This window comes from Salinivibrio sharmensis, assembly GCF_001995985.1.
GTDB lineage: Bacteria > Pseudomonadota > Gammaproteobacteria > Enterobacterales > Vibrionaceae > Salinivibrio > Salinivibrio sharmensis.
This window is the reverse complement of sequence record NZ_MUFC01000001.1, coordinates 287,482-305,226: the sequence shown is the minus strand read 5'-3', so window position 1 is coordinate 305,226 and position 17,745 is coordinate 287,482. Positions and strand designations below refer to the sequence as shown.

Genomic DNA, 17,745 nt, shown 5'->3' with positions numbered 1-17,745 from the left:
AGAAATTCAAGCAACTGGGCGTGTATTTGGGCGAGTGATGGCGGATAGTACCGAAAGGCGAAAAGGGGCGAAACGTAACAGGCACGAAAAAGCCACCCAAGGGTGGCCTGTTTCGTCGGTCTGCAAGCGAAGTCATTACAAAGCAAGTGCGAGTTACAACACGAGCACCACGCACAAAGCGACGCTCAAGCAGAGCCAGTTCAATTGATGTAAGGTCATCAGCCGGCTCCTTTATGATTGTTATCGAGGGTGTTGCGTTATTGGTGGATAGTGTTCTAAAGGACGTTTTCCACCGGTGACGGACAGATTAGCGCTCGTCTATGACAAGCGTATGACAAATGCGACAGCAACCACGCTTTTTTGGCGTTTTTTTCGCTGTTGCATCAACCGCCTTTGAGCAAGACCCGATCCAGCCAGCGGCTGGGTAACACGCGTTTTAGAACCGCCATCCACACCGTGGGCTGAGTGACTCGATAACGTATCTTGGGGCGAGGCGAGAACAAGGCATGCGTCAATGGTGCGACAAGCGCGTCGGCGGGCAGGGTATATTTGTTGCCGCCTTCGTCCGCCGCGAGGCGGTCAAGTTGGGCTTGGTAGGCCTGTTGATGACGGCTTTTATTGGGGTCGACCCAGTGTTTAAAGGCGCTGAGCGCATTGGCACGAAATGCCGTTTCAATTGGGCCAGGCTCAATCAAGCTCACCTTAATCGGTGTGTCGCTCAGCTCTAAACGCAAAGTATCGGTCCAGCCTTCGAGGGCAAACTTGCTGGCGTTATAGGCGCCGCGATACTTCAATGCCACGATGCCCAGCACCGAGCTGTTTTGCACAATGCGTCCTTCGCCGTAATTAAGCAGCATCGGCAATAAGGCTTGGGTTAAATGGTGCCAGCCAAACACATTGGTCTCAAACTGAGCGCGTAAGGCCTCTGTGGGCAAATCTTCCAGCGCGCCGGGTTGGCCATAAGCACCGTTATTAAACACTGCAAAGAGTTTGCCACCTGTCATTTGCTCGACCGCTTCGACTGCTTGGTTGATGCTGGCCGTGTCTGATACATCCAATTGGATACAGGTTAAGCCTTCTTGCTGTAACTGGCTGACATCGTCTGGCTTTCGACAACTGGCGATCACCGTGTGCCCTTGCTTATGCAAGGCTTTGGCGCAAGCATAGCCGATGCCGGTGGAGCAGCCGGTGATTAAAATGGCGTTATTGAGCGGTGAGGCAGCGTCCATAAGATCCCCGTTCATGATTGAGTCGCATCAGACAAATAAGGTGCAAGCTTTTCCGCCATAAAATCGGCAATCCAAGCTTGTGCGGCCGGCATCGGGTGAATGCCATCGTCACGCATCCATTCAGGCTTTTGGATCACAGTCTCCATAAAAAAGGGCAGTAATGGGGTTTGTGTTTGCTCTGCCAGTGTAGGATAAATATCAGCAAATCCTTGTGCATAGCGCTGACCATAATTAGGCGGGATTTGAATTTGCACCAACAACGGCGTGGCATCGGCTGCGCGGGTTTGAGTGATCAATTGCTTAAGGTTGTCTCGTATACGGTTAAATGGCCAACCGCGTAGGCCATCATTGCCGCCGAGTTCAATCAGCACCCATTCGGGCTGGTGGCGTTCTAATAATTGCGGCAGACGCTGCAGGCCATTGGCGGTGGTGTCACCGGAAATACTGGCGTTAATCACCTCAACCTCGACATCATGGTCGTTGAGCGCGCGCGGCAGCTTGGCAGGCCAGGCTTGTTCAGCCGCCATTTGGTAGCCAGCGCTTAAGCTGTCACCAAGGACAAGGAGCGTTTGTGCACTGGCACTGCTCACCCACAAAAAACACAACAAAGTAAGGATGCGTAACATGGCCTCTCCTGTTATTCGAGCCGAAAAAATTGCAAAACATGTCGTGACACGCGAACAGCCGCTTACCATTCTGCAGGATGTCTCGCTACAAATCGAGGCAGGCGAGTCGATTGCATTGATGGGCGTGTCCGGCGCAGGAAAATCCACCTTAATGACCTTGCTTGCAGGACTAGATACGCCCAGTGAAGGCGAGGTCGATCTGCTCGGCCACAAGCTTTCCACCTTGGATGAAGATGCGCGCGCGGCGCTGCGGGCTGAATCGGTGGGGTTTGTGTTCCAAAGCTTTTTACTGGTGCCGTCACTGAACGCGCTTGAGAACGTGATGCTGCCGCTGACCATTCGCGGTGAGGAAGAAGATGAAACCCGCGCCAAGCAACTGCTGGCCTCGGTGGGCTTGCAAGGACGGGAAACACACTTACCTTCACAGCTCTCTGGCGGGGAGCAACAACGGGTGGCCTTGGCGCGTGCCTTTATTATCCGCCCACAAGTGCTGTTTGCCGATGAGCCCACCGGCAACCTTGACCAAAAAACCGCGGCGACCATCATCGATTTATTGTTTGAACTGAACGAAAAGCATGGCACCACCTTGGTATTGGTCACCCACGATCCAGCGCTGGCAAAGCGTTGTCAGCGTACCTTGATGATGGACAGCGGCAAACTACAGGAGCGAGTGAATGGCGAGTAAAAACGGACTACTCAATCGCTGGGCGTGGCGTGAACTGTTACACGGGCAAATTTGGCCAGTGGCGGTGGCGCTGGCACTGATCATCACCTGTGTGTTTGCGCTGTCGGCATTGGCCGATCGCATTGAAAACGTGCTCACCCAGCAAGGGCGCAATCTGATTGCCGCCGATACCGTGCTGCGTACTCGTCAGGCGCTTAACACCGAACAAATTGAGGCGTTTAAACAAGCCGGTGCCACGGTATCTGCCCAAACCCGCTTTGGCACCATGGCGTTCAGCGAGCAAAACATGCAACTGGTGAGTGTGAAAGCGGTGGATAGCCTGTATCCGCTACGCGGCGACTTGGTGTTGGAGCAAAACGGTCAAGCGATTGGCGGTGACCGACGCATTCAACCCGGTGAGCTATGGCTCTCCGAGCGGGTGTTTAGTTTGCTGGATGTCAAACCCGGCGACAGCGTCTCGATTGGTAACCTCGACCTCAACGTCAGCGGCACCTTAGCCGCCGAGCCGGAGCTGTCGTTTAACCCCTTTAGCCAAATGCCTGCGGTGATGATGCATCGAGCCGATGTGCCTGCCGCTGGCGTGGTACGCGAAGGCAGTCGGGTGCGTTATCGCTACTTTTTAACCGGTGACGAGCCCAGCCTAAGCGCGGCTAAAGCCAGCTACACGTTGCAAGATGGCGAGCGCTGGATGGATGAAAACACCTCCGATCGCACCGGTGATATGCTGGATCGCAGTCGCCAGTACCTGTCGTTAACCGTGGTGCTGGTGATTGTGATGGCTGCGGCCACCTTAACCCTAACCTGTCAGCACTATGCTAAAAGCCGCGCCGATTTGGTGGCGATGCTAAAAAGCTTAGGTGCCAGCCAACAATGGGTGCGGCGCTGGTTGGCTCGGCAGTTAACCTTATTGTTTGTCCTTGCCACCGCCGTGGGCTTGGCTGCGGGGTACACCCTCGAAGTACTATTGCGCTTACCGCTGACCGATGTGCTGCCCTCGCCGCTGCCAAGCTATGGCTGGGTGCCTTGGGTGCTTGCGCCCGGCGTCGCGCTTTTGGTGGCGCTGCCTGCCTTGGGTGTGCCGCTGCTTAAATTGCTGGATGCGCCCGCGTTAGCGGCCGTGCAATCGCAGGCGGCTCGTGGGCGTCGCCGTCGCGGCACCGCGGCTGTTTTGATTGCGATACCGGTGGGAGCACTTGCACTGTGGGCGTTTGACAACACCTTGCTATGGACAGTGCTGGGGGCGATGGCGGTAATGATCGCCTTGCTGGCGCTGGCAGGGTTAGGGCTGCTTAGGTTGGTGAAATCACGGGTGCGCGCGCCGTCGGTCAAGCTCGCCTTAAGCCGAATTACCCGCAATAAACTGGCTAGCAGCGTGCAGTTAGGGGCGCTGGCGATCTCCTTTATGCTCTTGGCGATCATCTGGCTGCTGCGCACCGATTTGCTCGCTGATTGGGGACGGATGCTGCCGCCCGATGCGCCCAATGTGTTTGCGCTGAATATCGCCCCGAGTGAGCAGCAAGACTATGTGGGTGAACTCGACGACGCCAGCTTGATGCGCTCTGATGCCTACCCAATCGTGCGTGGCCGGCTGGTGGGCAAAAACGGTGAGCGTTACCAGATCCCCACCGATGAAGCCGAGCGTGATGAAGCGGATGAGGCCTTGCGCCGCGAGCTTAATTTTACCTGGCGAGACAGTTTGCCGTCGCACAATGAGGTGATTGCCGGAGACTGGCCAACTGAGAATGGTGTATCGGTGGAGGCCGACATTGCCGAGCGCTTGGAGATTGAGATAGGCGACAGCCTGACCTTTAGCGTGACCGGCCAAGACTTTACTGCCACGGTGAACTCGATTCGTGAGGTAGAGTGGCGCAATATGCGGCCTAACTTCTATTTTATTTTCGACCGCGAGACGCTTGCCGACAAACCCGCCAACTGGCTGGTGAGCTTCAGGCTCGATGAATCGCAAACGCCGCTGCTCAATCGCTTGGCGCGGGAGTATCCGACCGTCACGCTGCTTGATTTGCGTACCATGAGCAGCCGTATTCAATCGATTTTGCGTCAAATTGGCTTGTCGCTTTCGGTGTTGGCAGGGCTGGCGGTGATCAGCGGCTTATTACTGCTGCTCACCTTGCTGCGTATCAGCCTGAGCGAGCGTCAGCAGGAGATAAACCTCTATCGCACCTTGGGCGCGAGCCGCACCCGTATTCAGCGCACCTTGTGGAGCGAGTACGGCGTGATGGCCTTTGTGTCTGGCCTGATGGCAGTGCTGGGCGCAGAAGCGGCGATGGTTGGCCTGCTGAAATGGGGCTTTGAAATGGAGGTACGCCTTCACCCAGAGCTTTGGGCGGTGTTGCCGATGTTGGCGGTAGCGCTGGTGTTTGTCACGGTCGCCTCGATGTTGCGCAAACTGATTGACCCGCAACGGCGTTAACGCGATAAAACGTGTCTGATTCGTCGATGACAAAGCGGGTATCAAGAAAACTGATACCCGCTTTTTTGTGCAGAACGGCTAGCAAGCAACACGCTGTGTGATAGGAAAGGGCCGCTATTTAAAAAGTGACTGCATGGCTTCTTCCACCTTGGGGTGTTGGAATTGAAAGCCCGCATCTTCGAGTGCGTGAGGCAGGGCGCGCTGGCTATCGAGCAGCAAATGCGAGGCTTCGCCCATCATGGTTTTAATTGCCAGTGTGGGGACAAAGAACACGTGCGGGCGTTTTAAGGCACGGGCAAGCGCCTGACTAAAGCGTTTATTGGTGACCGGCTCTGGCGCGGTGCAGTTAAACGGCCCTTTAAGCTCAGGGGTGTTGAGCAGATGGATAATCGCACCGACCATATCATCAATATGAATCCACGGCATGTATTGCTGGCCTTTGCCAATTGGGCCGCCCAACCCGAGTTTATATGGCAGCATCATCCGCTTTAGCGCACCACCTTCAGCGCTTAACACCACGCCGGTGCGCAGCAAGCACACGCGCGTTTGTTGCGACGCGCCTTTTAAGGCGATTTTCTCCCACTGATGGCATACATGTTGGGCAAAATCATCGGCATGGACCACCAAGGTTTCGTCAAAGCTGCGGTCTTGCTGATCGCCGTAATAGCCTACTGCCGAGCCGCTAATAAAGGTGTGTGGTGGGGTGCTGCTGGCATGAATTTTCTCCACCAGTTTTTCGGTTAGCCCCCAGCGACTGGTGCAGATAATCCCTTTTTGCTGCTCACTCCAGCGTTTATCGGCAATCGGCTCACCCGCCAAATTAATAATGGCATCAATATCATTGAGGTGAGGGAGGTCATCAAGCCGCTCTAACGGGGTGACCTTATCGCCAAAGCACTGGGAGACCTTTTGCTTGGAGCGGGATAACACAGTGATTTGATGCTCGGTCAGCAAGCGTGGAATTAACGCCTGACCAATCAGGCCAGTGCCGCCAGTGATTAAGAGTTTCATGCCTGATGTCCTAACGTCGGGTAATGGTGATTATTACTAACGCTAAGAGGGTTTTAGACTTAGCGCAAGTGATTGCTTTGTATCCTGTTACGTGCCGCAACCAAAATCGGTTTGATCGCGCAGTTTTCTCTTCTGCTCCTCGCACCCCAAATTGGGAGTGCTAACATAAATAGGCACATAAAAGGTGCGTTTTTCATTTTATTGCGCAGGGAGTCATGTCGCCTACATGCAAGCGTTATTCAAATCATTGCTAGGAAGCTTTCGCGATCTCTTACCTATCATCCTAGTGATTGGCTTTTTTCAAGTGATTGTTCTGCAACAACCGCTGCCCAATTGGATATCCATCACCTTTGGGTTGGTGCTGGTGGTCGTCGGGCTGACCTTATTTGTATACGGCTTAGACATGGGGCTATTCCCGATTGGCGAATCCATGGCGCACTCCCTTGCCCATAAAGGTAGCTTAGGTTGGTTGATTGCGTTCGCGTTTTTGCTCGGCTTTGGCACCACCATTGCCGAACCCGCACTCACCGCGGTGGCGGCAGAGGCGGCAGATGTCGCCGCCAATGGCGGGATGATACACACCAGCGAAGCGGCCAAAGACAACTATGCCAACGGCCTGCGGCTAACCGTGGCGCTCTCGGTCGGCTTTGCGATTGTGCTGGGGGTGGTGCGAATCATGAAAGGCTGGCCGATCCACCGTTTGATTATTGGCGGCTATTTGCTGGTGGTGGCGATGACCATGGTCGCACCGCCGAGTATTATCGGCATCGCCTACGACTCAGGTGGGGTGACCACCTCGACCATCACGGTGCCATTGGTCACCGCGCTCGGCGTGGGACTGGCGACCGTGATCAAAGGACGTAATCCTATGGTGGACGGCTTTGGCTTGATTGCCTTTGCCTCGCTATCGCCGATGATCTTCGTGATGGCCTACGGCATGGTGGTGGCATGAATAATCCACTCACCCTGTTCTTCGACACCTTTTTCTCCACCGTGCGCGATGTGATCCCGATTATCGCGATCATCTTTGGCTTTCAGCTGTTTGTATTGCGCAAAGCGCTTAACAATCCCAAACGGATCTTTCTCGGCTTTTTCTATGTCATTTTGGGCTTAAGCCTGTTTTTAATGGGGCTCGAGCTGGCATTGTTTCCACTCGGTTCGTCGATGGCCGAGCAGCTTACTGCCACTGATTTTGTCGGCGCAGCACTCAAAGCAGGCGGCGAGATCGACTGGCAAGCCTATTACTGGGTGTATCTGTTTGCCGCAGCGATTGGCTTTAGCACCACGGTGGCTGAACCCTCATTGATTGCAGTGGCGATTAAAGCGGCCAAAGTGTCGGGTGGGGCGATTCGGGTGAACGGCTTGCGGGCCTCGGTGGCGCTCGGCGTGGCAATGGGGATTGCCTTGGGATGCTACCGCATTGTGGTGGGCGATCCACTCCATTATTACATCATCACCGGCTATGTGGTGGTGGTGATCCAAACCTATTTTGCTCCGCCGTTTATCGTGCCTTTGGCCTATGATTCTGGAGGAGTGACCACCTCAACCGTGACCGTGCCCTTGGTGACGGCGCTGGGGTTGGGGCTAGCCTCTACCGTACCGGGAAGAAACCCGATGCTTGACGGGTTTGGCTTAATTGCGTTTGCCAGTTTGTTTCCGATGATCACCGTGATGGGCTATGCCCAAATCACAGCCTATTTACAGAAAAAGCACGCACAGCGTTCATCGTAAGGAGAGCCTATGCGGTTCAAATTAATCATGGCGTTTATTGAAGATGCCAAAACCGATGCGGTGCTCGATGCCGCCAGACAAGCCGGCGCTACCGGCGCGACCATTATTAACAACGCGCGTGGCGAAGGCTTGGTGAAAAAGAAAACCTTTTTAGGGCTGACGCTGGATGTGCAGCGAGACGTGGCCATCTTTTTGGTGGAAGAGCACTTAGCGCGCACCATACTCGAAACCATTAATGATGTGGGCGAGTTTGATGCCACCTCCGGCAGTGGCATCGCGGTGCAAATTGATGTGGAAGATGCCGTGGGCGTGGCCCACCAAATGCGAGAATTAACCGAAGTGGTGAAGGACGAGTTATGAAACAACATAAAACGGTAAGAGATGTGATGCATGCCCATGCCGTGTGTATTGATGGGCTCACCACGGTCGAAGAAGCGATCCGCATTGCTCGAAAAGAAGAAGTAAAAGCGATTATCGTCAATAAACGCGATGAGCATGACGAATTCGGCATTGTGTTAATGAACGACATTGCCAAAAAAGTGCTCGCCAAAAACCGCGCGCCATCACGGGTCAACGTTTATGAAATTATGACCAAACCCGCGCTTAGCGTCTCTCCCAATATGAATGTGAAATACTGCGCCCGTTTATTTGAACGCTTCGGCATCAGCCGCGCCCCTGTAATCGAAAACGGCCAAGTCCTCGGTATGGTCAGTTATAACCTGATCGTGATCTACGGCATGCTCGCTGAAGAAGTGGAGAGCCAGCATAGGAAGGATTAGGGGGTGATGTTAGGTGGTTTGGAGGGAATGGGGCTAGCTCATTTTTGCCCCATTTCCATTTAACGTTGTGGATCACTTCACTTGCAAGGCAAGACATATTACTTACTAAAACTAATCTTTGAATTCGCTCTCTCGTGCGATCTAAATCAAGTTTTTCCTAATGAAACACATGGTACAAACGTATTATTACAGCCAGTAAATTATTGATTTAAAGATGAAGTTATCTAAAGTCCGTATATCAAACTTCCAATGTTTTGGAAAGAAACCAACAGAAATTGAGTTTGAGGAAGACCTCACGACCCTTATAGGGCTCAACGGTAGTGGTAAAACTTCCACACTTCATGCTCTAAGTAGAATGTTTGGTGTAACAGAATCCACTAGAAAGGTTTTGGTTGATGATTTTCATTGTTCATCATCAAGTGTGTCTCGTGCTGAAGAGCTTTTTATAGAGGCTTGGTTTGAGTTTCCCGAGCTTCAAGGAGGAGATGACCTGACCGCCGTAGCGAGTGCATTTAATCAAATGTGTTTCAACGCTGAGGGGGGTGGAAAAACAATGCTTAGAATAAGGCTCGAGGCGGAGTTAACCGTTGATGACGTGTCTCCTGAAGGTATTGTCAATGAATCAGTCTATTTCATTCTTAGTGATAAGGATGAATTTGAAGCTCGTGATAAACGCGATCTTCGTCGGTCTGATAGAAATAACATTCAAGTTCACTATATCCCAGCGAGCCGCAACCCTTTTAAGGAAATAAGCTCTTCTACCAAAATTTTGCTCGGAAGGCTCTTGGATGCTATCCAATGGAATAAAGGGCCAGACGGTGAGCTTCAAAAAGCGGTGGAATATACCGAGAAGGCTAGCAATGAAATATCAAAGAATGGAGCTGTAAACCTTATTGAGGAGCATTTAAAAAATAGCTGGAAACAGATGTACTCGGGTGAGGTCTTCAGTAAAGCAAAGCTCAATTTCTTACCCTTACAGTCGGAAGATTTGTTGAAAACAATATCTTTATCTTTTGAGTCTACGTCCGGTGCTATTGCATCGATGGAAAGATTGAGTGATGGTCAGAGATCACTTCTACACATCTCAATTATCCAAGCGGTCCATGAGATGGAGTCAAAAACGCTCCAGGATATGGAAAACAGACGTCATTTCGATCAGAAAAGGCTCAAGAGGCCCATATACACCATGCTTGCTTTAGAGGAGCCGGAAAATCATCTTGCGCCTCACTATCTTGGGCGCATAGTTAAATCCATGACAAAGCTTGCTAAAAAGACCAATGCTCAGGTTGCGGTTACTACACACTCACCTAGTTTGGTTGGTAGGATCGAACCGAAACAAATTCGGCATTTCCGGCGAGAGAAGCAGTCGCTAAATACGATTGTTTCTAAGATAGACTTACCAGAACCAAGCGATGAGCAATATAAATTTGTTGCTGGTGCGGTCAAGGCATACCCAGAGATCTATTTCGCCCGGTTAGTTGTTTTGGGGGAGGGTGAGAGTGAGCAAATCGTCATTCCAAAACTATTATCACACTGTGGCGTTGATATAGATGATAGCTTTGTCAGTGTTGCTCCCTTAGGGGGCAGGCATGTAAACCATTTCTGGCGACTATTAGAAGGACTAAATATCCCGTATGTCACATTGCTTGACTTGGACTACGGAAGGGATGGTGGTGGATGGGGGCGAATTGATTATGTGCTTCAACAACAAGAGTTGAGGGGTATAAGACCACTTATAAAACCCCATTCTGATTTTGATGATCCCTCAGTGAATCCAATGGGATGTAAATATAACGATTACAATAAAACCGCTTTGGAGATACTGAGTGGGCAAGGTGTGTTTTTCTCTACTCCCTTGGATTTGGACTACTCAATGCAAGTAGCGTTTCCTGAATATTATGATGTAAAGCTTGAGGGGGAGAAAGGACCAAGGACAAAACCGTGGGATGATTTAAAGTCTGCAGTTTTGAAGCCTAGTTACTCGAAAGCTATAGCTGAAGCCTTTTATAACGAACAAAATGATGCCGCACGATTCAATTGGTACAACTATCGTTTTCTAGGTAGCAAAGGGAAACCAGTCTCCCATATTCATGCTCTTGAGGAAATTGACTTTGAAGCGGAAAAAACAAAAACAAGATTCCTCATAGCCTTAAAGAGATGATAAAGCATATTACTCGTGAAGTATCTTCTTTACCGGAGTAAGCGATATGATTGACACTTGGGTTCCCAAAGATGGTCTGACATTTGATGATAAATCACTTGAAATCATCCAAAGCAATGCCAATTTGGCCGTTTGGGCTGGTCCCGGAGCAGGCAAAACTGAAATTTTAGCGCAGAAGGCCTGTTTTCTATTAGAGACGGAACGTTGTGAATGGCCATTTAGTATTTTATCGATCTCTCGTAAAAGGGAAGCAGCTTCGAATCTTAAAGAGCGTGTGCAACTACGGTGTGGGAATGAATTGTCTGAGAGATTTCACTCCTTCACAATTGAGGCTTTTACAAAAAGTATCGTGGATAGGTTTATGTGCGTATTACCAAAGCACAGACAACCCAGTTTAGATTATGAGATAACGGGTGGGAGTTCCAACTTCCCCAAAAGTTTGAACTTCGACCATATAACGTCAATCGCCCTTGAAGTCTGTAATTCATCTAGTGACCTTATGGCTTCACTTAGGGTTGCATATAAGTATGTTTTTATAGATGAATTTCAGGACTTAAATGGTGTCCAATACGAGTTTGTAAAAACGCTGTTTTGTAACACGGAAAGTGTCGTTACGGTTGTCGGTGACTCTAAACAGGCGATTATGAAGTTTGCTAAAGCGTTGCCTGATGGGTTTTACCGATTCGAGCGTGATTTTAATGCTGAGCTGAAAGTTATTTATTCGAATTTTAGAGCGGCTCCCGAGCTTAAGACATACCTAAATTGCTTGGGTTCTTTGTGGTGGCCAATTAATGATAAGAGCTCAAGCCCACAAACTCAAACTACTGCGCTTAATCCAAATGATTACGCAATACTTGTATATCATGATGAAGAGCAAGAAGCAGAACAATTGGCCCTAAGGATAGCCCAGTGGGTCAATGAAGATGGTATTAAACCCGATGATATCGCAGTGCTCTTTCGAATAAACACCAATAACAACTATGGTTACCACATAAGCAATGCATTGCTTAAATGTGGTGTTTTGAGCTTTGACGAAACTGCGATGCAAGATCATCTTTCAGAGCCCTTGGGGAAGATTGTCGTCTCATTTCTAACATTACTTACAAGAACGAGAGATATACCCTCTTGGGAGTGCCTGAGGGATCTTTACCTCTATAGCCACCCTAAATGCGGCCGCTATGAGGACTACGAACTTAGTACGCTCTTATACTATATATCTAACGTAAGAGATATTATGCAAGATAAGGCTTTTGGTGTTGAGCATATCCGAGAAGTTACTAATCAATTCATCGATGAGTTTTTTTGCGAATACCTTGGACATGCTTGGAGTCAGTATGGACATAAGGCTTTTGTGACAGAAACTATTAATGGGGTTCTTAGTGAATTGGAAAAAGCAAGATTGAAGACTGCTTCATGGGCTGATGCTGTTGATTTGATTTCTGGTGTAAATGCTGTCCGAATGATGACAATTCATAAGAGCAAAGGGGCGGAGTTCGAGGCTGTTATCTTGTTGGGGTTTGAAGATTTTCCATTCTTTCGATTCGGTATGAGTCACAGCAAGCTTGATGAAGAACGCTCTACAGTCTTTGTGGCGCTATCAAGGGCAAAGTCAAGGCTGTTAGTTTCAAGCGCAAAGAGAAGGCAACATACCGGACCTTCATCTTACGCCCACATACGTAACATTATGGATGATATGGTTAAGTTAGGGATGGTTGGACAGAGAGTAATTATTCCTGAATAGGTGCAACTGGATAATTTGTTCTATTTTAGTGAATGAGTGATTTTTGCCCCAAAACTGTTTAGGTAAAAACTCATTCACAAGTTATTGACGAGCAAAAGCCCTATGAAAAGTTATCCAAATTGGCAATGCTGTTTGCTGTGACCTCCTGCGATGTATTACGAGGGTAAATTCGATGGGCTATCATCGTCTGGACACTTTAATAAGATGATCGTCTTCACACCAAGTTGAAAAGCTATGTGGTCATAAGCATCTATTTGGATTGCGTTGTTGATTATGTTACTGATGCAACATACATTGGTTGCAGTGCAACTAAAGTTAGCTAAAAGGGAACATATGAGTAGTTGGAAGAATGCTTACGAGTCAAATTCAGATTTAACTGAATATGGAGATAATGGACTAGCACTGTTTTCTCTTGCCCTAAAGTTTGGTGTAGACGATCTTCAAAACATAGCTGCTGACGCAATTACTGATGGGTATGATGATAAAAAATTAGATCTCGTATATATAAATACCGAAGACGAATACGCTGTAATTTGTCAGTGTTACTACTCGACAAAAGAGCGTCCTACAGCCCCTGCCAATAAGGCGTCTGATCTCAATACAGGTCTTGCATGGCTTATCCAACGTGACATTGCTGATGTACCTGATCGAATTAAGTCAGCAGCTATTAACTTCCGAACAGCTTTAAGTGAAAAGCAAATAAAGACGGTTTACATCTGGTATGTCCATAACTTGCCCGAGTCCCTAAACGTACATGATGAGCTTGTATCTGTACAGCAGACTGCCATAACGGCACTCAACGCAGCCTTCCCAGCAACTAAATTAGATGTCCATGCCTATGAAGTTGGTCAAACAATGCTGTCTGACTGGTATGAAGAATGTCAGACCCCGATTTTAGTAAGCGAAACAGTCACGATACAATGTAAAGATGGCTATACGGTTAAAGGGCCCCATTGGGAAGCATTTAACACAGCAATTTCTCTACAAGATTTATATCGATTATACAAAAAGCATAAAACGAAAGTATTCTCTGCGAATATTCGTGATTACTTGGGTTCTCGTTCGAGCAATTCCAACATAAATAATGGAATAAAGAACACTGCGGATAACGACCCACAAAATTTTTGGGCTTATAACAACGGTCTTACAATTTTAACTCATGGTTTTTCCTACGAAAATGACCAATTGATGCTGGAGGGTTTATCCATTGTAAATGGAGCACAAACGACTGGCGCAATAGGTAGTGCGAGGAGGTTGCCTTCAAAGCATGCAATGGTTCAAGCTCGTTTTATTGCAATAGACAACGGTGATGCAGATCTTGTACAACGTATAATCCAGTTCAACAATAGCCAAAATAAAGTTGAAGCTGCGGATTTTAGGAGCACAGACAAAATACAGAAGCGCCTCAAAGATGAAATGAATTATATCCCAGAAGCAGAATACGAAGGAGGAAGGCGTGGTGGGGCTGGTGACGCGATAAAAAGACGGCCTAACCTTTTAGCATCATATGCTGTGGGTCAAGCGTTGGCAGCTTTTCATGGGGATCCAATTGTGGCCTATAACCAGAAATCAGGTATCTGGGTTAACGACAGATATTACTCTAAATATTTCAATGAAAATACGAAAGCGACGCATATAGTGTGCGCATACAGTCTTGTAAAAGCGATCACAGAGAAAAAACAACAAATTTCAACAAAAGCTTCACTAACAAAAGTTGATGAGGATATCTTAGCATTTTTCCGACAACGTGGTTCTATATACCTTTTCACATCAGCGATAGCTGCCTGTACTGAGGTATTTTTAGGTAGACAAGTACCAAACAGGTTTAGAATTGCATTTGGGAACATGTCACCGTCTGAAGCAAAACAAATTTGGAGTTCTGTTGTAGAAACAACCTTACCACTATGTATACATCTGAATGACGCGTTAGCAGGTGGTTTAAAAAACACAACAGACATTGAGAAAGCTATTTCGTCTTTTCGCGCTATAGTTTCAGCCGTAAGTATGAGTCAACCGGAACTCTACAACGGCTTGAAGGCTGCAATCAAAGCTCCATAATCAATCAGATGATTCCTTTTCTAATAACGATTAAGGCTCCTAATGGAGCCTTTTTTCTAATTATGCTGGACGGTTTAGATGCGCAAACTAAAAGTAGCAGTTTTGTGCTTTTTATAGGCTTTGAGTAGGCTCTTCGATAGCAACACTGTACTATTGGGCGTTATTTTGTGGTGTTCTAAATGATTTGCAGTAGCTGAGGTTATCCTCAATCCAAATATCGGCTGAAATTCGTAACTCACTTTTGTCCATTTCCAAGCCAAAATGACATCGACTTACCCTTTTCGTGTCACTCCACTCAAAGCCCGCATTGTTTAGTGCGGGCTTGCTCATTTCCCAGGATGTCCAGCTGAGTGACATTCCACATTTGATAGCTGTGCCGCTGTCGCCACTATGAATTCAGTAGCTTCGACCCACCAAGTCTCAACTCCACCCCTAACGCATTTACAATCGCTATCAGTGTCTTGAGGGATTGCCTTTTTGGCTGAGTGTGCGGTAGAGCGTTTCTCGTGAAAGACCGGCTTGCTTGGCGATATCTGCCATTCCTTTGGCGCGTGCGATCACACCCAGAGCGTCGGCGATAAATGCGGGATCGCCCGTTTGCACCGCTTCGTCTAAGTAAGCTTGAAGTGTTTCTTGATTGTCCAAGAGCACCGCTGGATCAAATGGGTGTGTCGTTATCATCGCTGAATCCCTTTTACATCTACCATGTGAGGTCTTGCTATCTGCCGCCGCTTTCATGCCTTCTAGTCTAGCGCTTAAGCAACGCCTGTGATCCGCTATGCTCAAATAAAAATCGATAAACCTTATCATGGTTAACGCTATCCTGTGGCTTTTCGCGCCATTCCGTCAGCCTGCCAATAACTCACAATGTCTCTTTATGCGTCTTTTATGTCGCTTAGTGTTAAGTTGTGGCGTGTTATTCCGGACACACTGTGGCCAGTTTAATCAAGCGACAAGAGGCCGAACATGAATCGCAGCGTCATTCTTACCTGCGCCGTCACCGGTGCGGGCGATACCACGGGCAAAAACCCCAATGTGCCAATCACGCCAAAACAGATTGCCGACAACTGTATTGAGGCGGCGCGTGCTGGTGCCAGTGTCGCTCATATTCACGTACGTGATCCTGAAACGGGCCGCATTAGCCACAACATTGATCACTTTCGTGAGGTGATGGAGCGTGTTCGCGAATCAGACGTCGATATTGTCATGAACATCACCGGCGGTGGTGGCGGGGATTGGGTGCCGGATGCCCAAGACCCAAGCCGTGGCGGCCCGGGCACCGATATGCAAACCCCAGCCGAGCGCCATGCGCCAGTGGGCGAGCTCTTGCCTGAGCTTTGTACCTTAGATTGCGGCAGCCTGAATTTTGGCGACATGGTGTACATTAACACCGCTGACTGGCTGCGTGAGCAAGCCCGTATGGTGCAGGCCGCGGGCGTGAAAGCAGAGCTGGAGTGCTTTGACCTAGGCCACGTTTGGTTTGCGCGTCAGCTGCAAAAAGAAGGTTTGCTCGAGGGCGATCCGCTGTTTCAGCTTTGCTTAGGCATTCCATGGGGCGCGGAAGCGGACACCGAAACCATGCTGGCAATGCGCAATAAGTTGCCGGAAAACGCCAACTGGGCGGCGTTTGGAATTGGTCGCCATCAGATGCCGATGGTGGCGCAAGCCATGTTGCTGGGTGGCCATGCGCGCGTGGGCTTGGAAGATAACCTCTATTTAGAAAAAGGGGTAATGGCGACCAACGGCGGCTTGGTAGAAAAGGCGATCACCATCATTGAAAACCTCGGCGGTCGTATTATGACCCCTGCACAAACGCGCGCCGCGCTGAAACTGGTTGACCCTAAAACCGGTAAACCGGTTGAAGGAGGTGACCAATGAGCAAGCAGTTAGCGGTCATCGGCACTGGCGTGATTGGTAATGGTTGGATTGCGCGCGCTTTGGCGCAAGGCTGGGACGTGGTTGCTTATGATCCCGACCCACAAGCGCCTACTCGCACCCGTGCCTTCGTGGCCAATGCCTGGCCATCGTTAGAAAAGCTAGGGCTGGCTGAAGACGCAGATCCTGCTCGGTTAACCTTTGTTGATACCCTTGAGCAGGCGGTGAAAGAGGCCGAGCTGGTTCAAGAGAACGTGCCGGAGCGCATTGATATTAAGCGTGAGACCTTGGCGGCAATTGATGCGGCCGCGGCGCCAAACGCGATTATTGGCTCATCGACGTCTGGGTTTAAGCCTACCGAGCTGCAGAGTGATTGTGATCATCTTCCCGGACGCGTCATCGTCGCGCATCCTTTTAATCCGGTGTACCTGCTGCCGTTGGTGGAATTGGTGGGCGGCGAAGCCACTCAATCCGATCATATCGATCGCGCCCATGCACTCTACCAAGAATTGGCAATGCGTCCCTTGGTGGTTAAGCGTGAAATCGAGGGGCACATTGCTGACCGCTTGATGGAAGCACTGTGGCGTGAAGCCTTGCACCTGGTTAACGATGGGGTGGCGACCACCGAGGAAATTGATGCGGCAGTGGTTTATGGCTGTGGCCTGCGCTGGTCACTGATGGGCACCTTCTTAACCTTCCATCTGGCCGGTGGCGAGCAGGGTATGCGCCATATGCTAGAGCAGTTCGGCCCGGCGCTAAAACTGCCGTGGACCAAGCTGGAAGCGCCTGAGCTGACCGATGAGCTGATTGATAAAGTGGTCGAAGGCTGTGAACACCAAGCCGCGGGTCGTCCGGTCTCTGAGCTAGACCGTCGCCGTGATGCCTTCTTGGTCGAGCTTTTGGACTTGGTACAAAAATACTGGCCCGAGGCTGAAGGTTTGGAAGGGCGCATCTAATGGCACTGTTAACGATAGACGTCGCCCCCGAATGGGTCGATTATAACGGGCACATGAACGACGCCGAGTACGCGCGTGTGTTCTCGCTGGGTGTCGATGCGTTAATGGCCACCATTGGCTTGGATGACGCAGGCCGCACCCAGCATGGCTATACCATTTATACCTTAGAAACCCATTTGTGTTACCGACGTGAGGCGCATCAAGGCCAGACCTTGGTGGTCGACGTGACCGTGTTAGCGCGGGATCAAAAGCGCCTGCATGTGTTTATGCAAATGTGTGATAGCCAAGGTGAGGTGCTGGCCACCAGCGAGCAGATGCTGATGGGCATCGATACGCAAACCGGTCGCCCCGCACCGTTTCCGGATGCTGTCGCCAGCCTGATTGAGCGGCTGCCTGCCGCATCCGACAATGAGTGGCCCCAGCTTGCTGGGCGTCGCATTGGTCTGCCCAGTAGGCAGTGAG

Annotated in this window: 16 protein-coding genes; 12 read left to right on the top strand and 4 right to left on the bottom strand. The window is 49.8% G+C overall.

The annotated features are described in order from the left end of the window. Positions 1–383: 383 nt before the first annotated feature. Positions 384–1,244 (bottom strand): SDR family oxidoreductase, encoded by an 861-nt coding sequence (locus tag BZG74_RS01445; protein WP_235605691.1) that lies wholly within the window; start codon positions 1,242–1,244, stop codon positions 384–386. Then, the gene (gene tesA / locus BZG74_RS01440) at positions 1,241–1,855 is read right to left on the bottom strand and encodes a multifunctional acyl-CoA thioesterase I/protease I/lysophospholipase L1 (RefSeq protein ID WP_077771022.1); all 615 of its coding nucleotides are present in this window, start codon (positions 1,853–1,855) and stop codon (positions 1,241–1,243) included. The genes BZG74_RS01445 and tesA overlap by 4 nt, the downstream gene beginning before the upstream one ends. On the opposite strand from tesA, the gene BZG74_RS01435 reads away from it, so the two are divergent. Next, positions 1,854–2,540: an ABC transporter ATP-binding protein gene (locus BZG74_RS01435; RefSeq protein WP_077667497.1), complete on the top strand. Its 687-nt coding sequence runs from the start codon at positions 1,854–1,856 to the stop codon at positions 2,538–2,540. The two genes, tesA and BZG74_RS01435, sit on opposite strands and share 2 nt — an antisense overlap. Next, positions 2,530–4,971, top strand: coding sequence for an ABC transporter permease (locus BZG74_RS01430; protein WP_077771021.1), 2,442 nt, complete (start codon positions 2,530–2,532; stop codon positions 4,969–4,971). The genes BZG74_RS01435 and BZG74_RS01430 overlap by 11 nt, the downstream gene beginning before the upstream one ends. A gap of 114 nt (positions 4,972–5,085) precedes the next feature. Here BZG74_RS01430 and BZG74_RS01425 read toward each other — a convergent pair whose 3' ends face one another. Then, a complete protein-coding gene (locus BZG74_RS01425) occupies positions 5,086–5,982 on the bottom strand; it encodes a TIGR01777 family oxidoreductase (protein WP_077578575.1) in 897 nt (298 codons plus the stop codon). A 226-nt stretch (positions 5,983–6,208) separates the two neighbouring features. Between BZG74_RS01425 and BZG74_RS01420 the strand changes: the two genes are divergently transcribed. The 7 genes from BZG74_RS01420 (at position 6,209) to BZG74_RS01390 (ending at position 14,452) form a co-directional block, all read left to right on the top strand. Continuing rightward, positions 6,209–6,934 carry a DUF1538 domain-containing protein gene (locus BZG74_RS01420; protein ID WP_074213141.1) on the top strand — a complete coding sequence of 242 codons (726 nt, stop codon included), beginning with the start codon at positions 6,209–6,211 and terminating at the stop codon, positions 6,932–6,934. Continuing rightward, on the top strand, positions 6,931–7,713 hold the full coding sequence (locus tag BZG74_RS01415; RefSeq protein WP_077771020.1) for a DUF1538 domain-containing protein: 783 nt from the start codon (positions 6,931–6,933) through the stop codon (positions 7,711–7,713). The genes BZG74_RS01420 and BZG74_RS01415 overlap by 4 nt, the downstream gene beginning before the upstream one ends. 9 nt (positions 7,714–7,722) lie before the next feature. Further along, positions 7,723–8,073, top strand: a complete 351-nt coding sequence (locus tag BZG74_RS01410; RefSeq protein ID WP_025674528.1) for a P-II family nitrogen regulator — start codon at positions 7,723–7,725, stop codon at positions 8,071–8,073. Further along, positions 8,070–8,492, top strand: a complete 423-nt coding sequence (locus BZG74_RS01405; protein ID WP_077771019.1) for a CBS domain-containing protein — start codon at positions 8,070–8,072, stop codon at positions 8,490–8,492. Before BZG74_RS01410 ends, BZG74_RS01405 begins: the two co-directional genes overlap by 4 nt. A 214-nt stretch (positions 8,493–8,706) precedes the next feature. Beyond that, on the top strand, positions 8,707–10,653 hold the full coding sequence (locus tag BZG74_RS01400) for an ATP-dependent nuclease (RefSeq protein ID WP_235605690.1): 1,947 nt from the start codon (positions 8,707–8,709) through the stop codon (positions 10,651–10,653). 46 nt (positions 10,654–10,699) lie between these two features. Further along, a complete protein-coding gene (locus BZG74_RS01395) occupies positions 10,700–12,394 on the top strand; it encodes a UvrD-helicase domain-containing protein (protein WP_077771018.1) in 1,695 nt (564 codons plus the stop codon). A gap of 333 nt (positions 12,395–12,727) precedes the next feature. Further along, positions 12,728–14,452, top strand: coding sequence for an AIPR family protein (locus BZG74_RS01390; protein ID WP_077771126.1), 1,725 nt, complete (start codon positions 12,728–12,730; stop codon positions 14,450–14,452). A 453-nt stretch (positions 14,453–14,905) separates the two neighbouring features. On the opposite strand, the gene BZG74_RS01385 is transcribed toward BZG74_RS01390, so the two are convergent. Then, a complete protein-coding gene (locus BZG74_RS01385) occupies positions 14,906–15,133 on the bottom strand; it encodes an addiction module antidote protein (RefSeq protein ID WP_235605689.1) in 228 nt (75 codons plus the stop codon). 285 nt (positions 15,134–15,418) lie between these two features. Here BZG74_RS01385 and BZG74_RS01380 point away from each other — a divergent pair, with 285 nt between their 5' ends. From BZG74_RS01380 to BZG74_RS01370, 3 genes are read left to right on the top strand one after another with little or no spacing between them, the layout of a single operon-like run. Next, on the top strand, positions 15,419–16,330 hold the full coding sequence (locus BZG74_RS01380; protein ID WP_077771017.1) for a BKACE family enzyme: 912 nt from the start codon (positions 15,419–15,421) through the stop codon (positions 16,328–16,330). Further along, on the top strand, positions 16,327–17,283 hold the full coding sequence (locus BZG74_RS01375) for an L-carnitine dehydrogenase (protein WP_077771016.1): 957 nt from the start codon (positions 16,327–16,329) through the stop codon (positions 17,281–17,283). Before BZG74_RS01380 ends, BZG74_RS01375 begins: the two co-directional genes overlap by 4 nt. Further along, positions 17,283–17,744, top strand: a complete 462-nt coding sequence (locus BZG74_RS01370; RefSeq protein ID WP_046073671.1) for a thioesterase family protein — start codon at positions 17,283–17,285, stop codon at positions 17,742–17,744. The genes BZG74_RS01375 and BZG74_RS01370 overlap by 1 nt, the downstream gene beginning before the upstream one ends. Position 17,745: the final 1 nt, after the last annotated feature.